Origin of the sequence: Candidatus Phytoplasma stylosanthis, assembly GCF_032886435.1 — a bacterium.
GTDB classification, from domain to species: Bacteria; Bacillota_I; Bacilli_A; order Acholeplasmatales; family Acholeplasmataceae; genus Phytoplasma; species Phytoplasma stylosanthis.
Map to the genome: position 1 here is coordinate 1 of NZ_JAUZJP010000019.1, position 6,052 is coordinate 6,052.

At 21.1% G+C, this 6,052-nt stretch carries 4 protein-coding genes; all 4 read right to left on the reverse strand.

Annotated features, from left to right (window positions below):
• Nucleotides 1-250: 250 nt before the first annotated feature.
• The 4 genes from Q8777_RS02205 to priA all read right to left on the reverse strand — a co-directional run bounded on the left by Q8777_RS02205 (nucleotide 251) and on the right by priA (nucleotide 5,888).
• Nucleotides 251-556: a hypothetical protein gene (locus Q8777_RS02205; protein ID WP_318749461.1), complete on the reverse strand. Its 306-nt coding sequence runs from the start codon at nucleotides 554-556 to the stop codon at nucleotides 251-253.
• Nucleotides 557-758: 202 nt separating this feature from the next.
• The gene (locus Q8777_RS02210; RefSeq protein ID WP_318676176.1) at nucleotides 759-2,045 is read right to left on the reverse strand and encodes a glucose-6-phosphate isomerase; all 1,287 of its coding nucleotides are present in this window, start codon (nucleotides 2,043-2,045) and stop codon (nucleotides 759-761) included.
• Nucleotides 2,046-2,095: 50 nt separating this feature from the next.
• Complete coding sequence (locus tag Q8777_RS02215) at nucleotides 2,096-3,553, reverse strand: MATE family efflux transporter (protein ID WP_318676177.1); 1,458 nt, start codon at nucleotides 3,551-3,553, stop codon at nucleotides 2,096-2,098.
• A 433-nt stretch (nucleotides 3,554-3,986) separates the two neighbouring features.
• Nucleotides 3,987-5,888, reverse strand: a complete 1,902-nt coding sequence (priA, locus tag Q8777_RS02220) for a primosomal protein N' (protein ID WP_318749462.1) — start codon at nucleotides 5,886-5,888, stop codon at nucleotides 3,987-3,989.
• Nucleotides 5,889-6,052: the final 164 nt, after the last annotated feature.

Here is a 6,052-nt window from a genome sequence, read left to right on the forward strand (position 1 = left end):
ATCACATGTATCTTCAAATTGCATTGTGAGTCTTAAGGTTGAGAAACATTTGGGTTAGAGTGAAGAAAAGAGAGAGCTAGGTGCATCCTTTATTAATCAGAGATTCGAGTCTTCAAGCTCACTTAGCCAAATATGAATTCCTACCTTCACCTTGGCCCCATTACAACCATGAAAAGCCCTCTTGATGTTGAACACATATATACATTTGATGTTGATTGGTTAGATGAAGATTAATTTGTGAAGAGCATGATTAGAAAGGAATTGAGATAGAACCATCAGCTGGTTTAATTTTAGCACTTGTTGTAGTAATGTTTTCTACTTTTATTTTGTTGTTTTGTAAAGAACTATCTTTTTTTAAAACAACATTTTTAATAGTTTCTGCATTATTATTGTCTATTTCACCTAATGTTCTTTTATCTGAAGTTAAAACATTACCTAAATCTTTCTTCTTATTAGGATCTTCATTACCGTGAATATTATTTAAAGTAAACAAAAAAACAAATGAAAAAACTAAAACGTAAAAAATAATACTTAAATTTAACTTTTTTAACGTCATTTCTTATAAACATTTCCTTTCTAAAACAAAAATTATTATTAAATAAAAAAATAAAACTAAAGTTATAAATATTAAAATATCACATCATATACATTTTTTATAAATTATTTTTTTTATAAAAAGTAGCATATAATCTAATAACAAAAATATAACTCTATCTAGTTTAGATTATACAAATAAATAATTTTTTTGATCAAAAAAATTATTTATTTTTTAAAAGAGAAAACATCTTTTGTTTATAAATTTCTACTCCTGGTTGATCAAAAGGATTAATATTTAATAAATAACCAGACATAGCACAAGCTTTTTCAAAAAAATATATAATATATCCTAAATAATATTCATCTAATTTAGGAATAGTAATTTCTATATTCGGCACATTACCCTCTATATGAGCTTGTTTAGTTGCTTTTATAATTTTTTGATTTATTTCTGAAAAGGATTTTCCTGCTAAATAATTTAAATCATCCAATTGATTATCAATTTGGAAAATAGTTAAATCATCTTTCATATTTTGTACATTCAAAATAGTTTCAAAAAATATTTTCGAACCTTCTTGAATGAACTGCCCTAAAGAATGTAGATCTGTAGAATTATTAACTGAACTTACAAAAAGTCCTTTATTTTCTTTTCCTTCCGATTCTGCAAATAACTGTTTCCACCATTCTGCAAAACCTAATAAATTAGGTTCATAACTAACTAATATTTCTACTTTTTTCTTTAAATTAGTATGTAATAAATATCTGGAAATCGCATATTGATAAGATAAATTTTTGTTTAAATCATCGGAAATATTATCTTGATAAGCTTTTAAAGCTCCTTCCAAAATTAATTCCACATTTAAACCAGCAAAAACAAAAGGTAAAATTCCTACTACGGTTAAAACACTAAATCTTCCCCCAATAGAATCAGGAATATTAAATATTTCATATTTTTCTTGTTTAGCGATTTTTAATAAAAGACCCTTATTAGCGTCTGTAGTAACGTATATATAGTTTTTAGCTTCTAAACCATATTTATCTTCTATTTCTTTTTTTAATATTCTAAAAGATAAGGCAGGTTCTAAAGTAGTTCCTGATTTTGAAATAACATTTATAGCCCATTTTTTATTTTTTAAATAATGAATTAAATTTCTTAAATAATTACCTGATACTTGATGTCCTGCAAAAATAATTTCAGGTTTGTCATTATTAAATGGTTGTCTTAAAGATTCTATTACCGCTTTGGCTCCTAAATAAGAACCTCCGATTCCGATAACAATTAAAACATCTAAATCTAGATTTTTATCTTTTAATTTTTTTATTCTTTTTATTTCTTCAAAAATACTTTTTTCTAAAGGTAAATTTAACCATCCTAAATATTTTTTTTGTAATTCAAGATCTTGATGTAATTTTTGATGTATTTCACTTACTTTAGGTTGTAAATGATTAATTTCTTTTGACCAATTTAAAAAATTTTTTATTCCATCTATATTTAATTTCAAATTCATTTTTATAACTCTCTAATTGTTATTTTAAAAAATATTTAAAAAAACATTTTTTAATTTTTCAAATCTATTTTTTTTTGTTTTTTAATAAAATTTATAAATAGAATTACTGTTACTATTAAAACAATTATATTACTTAAACTTGTGCTTAATCCGAATTGAAGGGCACTATTTATTGTATTAATACTTATAAATTCATGTAAAAACCATAATAAAAAGATTCTTGTTACAATTCTTAAAATATTTAGTAACAAAATTATGTTAGCATTTTTTTTATAAGACATTATATAAATCATCATCATTGAAGCCCAAACAGAAGTAAATAAAGACATTTGTTCATAAAATAATATTTCTTTAAAACCTTTTATTTCTGCTGATGTGAAAGTTTTATCTGGTTTTAAAATTTTTGTAAGTAAATTTTCCCCTAAATATTGATTAGAAATAATACCTATTAAACCAATAATCAAAGTAATTATAAAAACATTTTTAAAAATTTTTAAAGTTTTAGAATTATTTTCTGTTGATGCTTTTTGAGATACTAATGTTGATTGTCCATCTTCTAAAGATTGAGAAATAGAATAAAAAATTCCATTTACTACCGCAGCAAAACCAGCAATACTTAACAAATATTTTCCATGAAATTCCGTTGTCATATCATTTATAATTTTTTTACCAATTTCATAAGTTGTTTTGCCTATTGCTAAAGTCATAGATAATTTTAAAGTTTTTTTGATAATATCTTTATCTAAAAAATATTTTTTACTGAACTTTAGTTGAAAATCATTTTTTGGATGAAACATATAAATCATAGCTAAAATAGAAATTACTGCATTTGATAAAATATCAGCCATAACTAAATGAATTACTGTTACTTCTTTACCGTATATTCCTTTATATAAAAAAGCGAGCGCAATTCTAAATGTAATTATTAAAATATTTAAAATCAAAACAAAAAGGTTTTTATTTTTTGATCTTTCTAAACCTAGAAAAACAGTATTTATAGTCATTAAAACAAAAACTATTAAATAAAGATTATAACACTCCCAACCGCCTTCAGCTCTATATTTATCATTGAAAAAAATATTTCTTGTTATGGGTAAAATTGCTCCTATACTTAAAAATAAACTGATAATTAAAGAACTTATCAAAGCAATAGCAAAAGTTACAGTTGCATATTTTTTTGCTTTTTCTTTATTCTTACTTTTATATTCTCGCGCAACTAAAACAACACTTGCTCCAGCTAAAGAAATAGCTATACTTTGGAGAATTTTTTGAATCTGTTTTAAATAAGTTATACAAGCATCTACATTTGAGGTTTTTTTAGGATTTTCTCCAATAATAAAATAATCTATTGAAGAACCTAGATGACGAAATAATAAATATAAAGCAATTGGGAAACTTAAAATAATTAAATTAATCCATATTGGTAATTCTTTTTTATTTTTTTCTTGTAATATATTGTGATTTTCTTTATTTTTTTGATAATAAATTTTTTTTGACACTTTGGACATAAATATTGATATTTTTCCCTTTTATTATTTTTTGATAAAAATTAATAAATTATAAAAAAAGATAATACATTAATATAAAAAAATTTAAACATAAAAAAATGATTTTAAGTAAATATTAGATTCTTCCATAATTTATATAAAAAATTAAAAAATTTTATTATTAATGCATTTTTCATATTATTGAAATGTTATATATTAATCAATCGTATATTAATAAAAGAATATTTATAAAAATATGACGCATTAATCAAAATAATTCGTAAATTTAGTTAATTTTTAAAAATTCAAATCTAAAATCCTCCCTATTTAAAATATTTTATTTTTAAAACAATTGCATTATATCTTTTGTTATAACACTTAATCATAGTATACCGATAAATATTATATAAAAATTATAAAAAGTTTTATAAGTATTCTATTTAAAAATTAAAAATCAAATAATACTAGCAAAACGATTAAACAAAATAAAACTATTTTCGTTTAATTTGTTTTCTAAAATAAAATCTAATTTTAAAGGCCAATCGTTGTATTTCAGAGTTAATAAACTTCTATAATTCTTATTTTTATAAAAGAATAAGGGGAAATTTGGTCCTAAAACTTTTATTTTATGATTTATATTATTTTCTAAAATTTTTTTTATTTTTTCAGTAATACTTAAAATTTTTGTTAAGTCTTTATTGGTTATTAAAATTTTACTCACAAAAGAAAAGGGCGGGTTATTAGTTATTTTTCTTTCTTCCCAGATGATTTTTAAAGGAGAAAAAATATCCAAATTATCAAATTTTTCTAAAATGGCATTTTTGATATTATAACCTTGTATTATGATTTGTCCTTTATTACTAATATAATTAGTCATTTTAGTTAATAATTGAAAAGTTTTTTCGGTTGCTTTGAAACTATTCATATTTAAAAGAACATCGATCATCAAAATACCTACTGTTTCAATGGGAGGCAATTTTAAATTTTTGGCTATCATTTCTGTTCCTAATAGAACATTAATTTCATTTTCATTTAATTTTTTTAGAATATTTTGAAATGATTTAAAATTTTTAATTGAATCAGAATCAATTCTTGCTAAATGAATTGATTTTATTTTATTTTTTAAAAATAATTCAATATATTCAATTCCTAAAGCTATATTTTTTAATGTGTCTTGCGAACAACTATAACATTTAGGTCGGAAAATTTCAATATAATTACAAAAATTACATTTTAATCTCTTTTGTGGTTTAGTAAATAAAACTAATTTTCGGTTACATCTTTTACATTTAGGAACGTAATTACATGAAAGACATAAGACAAAAGGTGAAAAACCTCTTACATTAATAAATAAAATTGTTTTTTTATTTTTTTTTATATTTTCGCGTAATTTATTTAGTAAATCTAAAGAAAGTGGTTCCGTGTTTCCTTTTTGTAATTCTTCTTTCATGTTAATTAATTTTAATTGTTTTTTTATTTTATAATTTTTTATATCAAAAAAGCTAATTTTTTTTTGCTTTATTAATTGGAAACTTTCTATTGAAGGAGCTGTTGTGAAAAAAATTAAAGGAATTTTATTATATTTCGCTCTTATAATTGCTAATTCTTTTACATCATAGTTAGGATTTCTTTCTCTTTCGATTAAAGAATCATCATTTTCTTCATCAATAATAATTACTCCTATTTCTGATAAAGGAGCAAAAATAATTTTGCGAGTGCCAATTATGATAAAAATTCTTTTTTTTTGGATATCTATATTTTTTTGATAATTTTCTTCTAAATTATCATCATTTTTAAAAATAGCCATTGGTACATTAGGAAATTTTTTTTCTAATTGTTCTTTTAAAAGATTAATTAAGATGAATTCTGCTACTATGATTAAAACTTGTTTCTCTTTTTTCAAAGAATGTTCGATTAACTTTATATATATAGTTATTTTGTCATCGTATAAATTGTAATATAATAAATAGTTTTTATAATTATTAAAATTAATTTTTTTCAAAAATAAATTTTGTTTTGGATTCAATTTAATATTGAAATCAAAATTTATTTTTATTTTTTTTGGTTGAATAAGACATTTCTTTTCTTTTAAAATTATTTTTTGAGATAACATTTTTTTTAATATGTGAGAAGAAAAAAATTCTAAAATTTCTTTTTTTAGATAAGAAAAAGTTTTAAATTGGGTATTTTTTTCTTCTAATTTTTGAAGAGATTGTTTTTGATTTGTTTTTAATTTGTAATTGGGGATTTTTTTCCATTCAGGATTCAGATAATAAAAATTTTGAGGTTGTGGTCGATAATCTTTTTTATTAACAATAATCTGTGTTTCAATAATTTTTTTTTTTTGCAGTTTCAATAATTCTTTTCTGGGAATAAAACTATCTTTTAAACTTATAATTTTATTTTTTTTGATTAAATAATTTTTTATTTTTTTTTGTTTTTTTTTTTATTTTTTAATTTTTATTTTTTTATAATTAATGGTTATAAAAATTGTTTTCAAAAAAAGAGCATAAGAAGAAA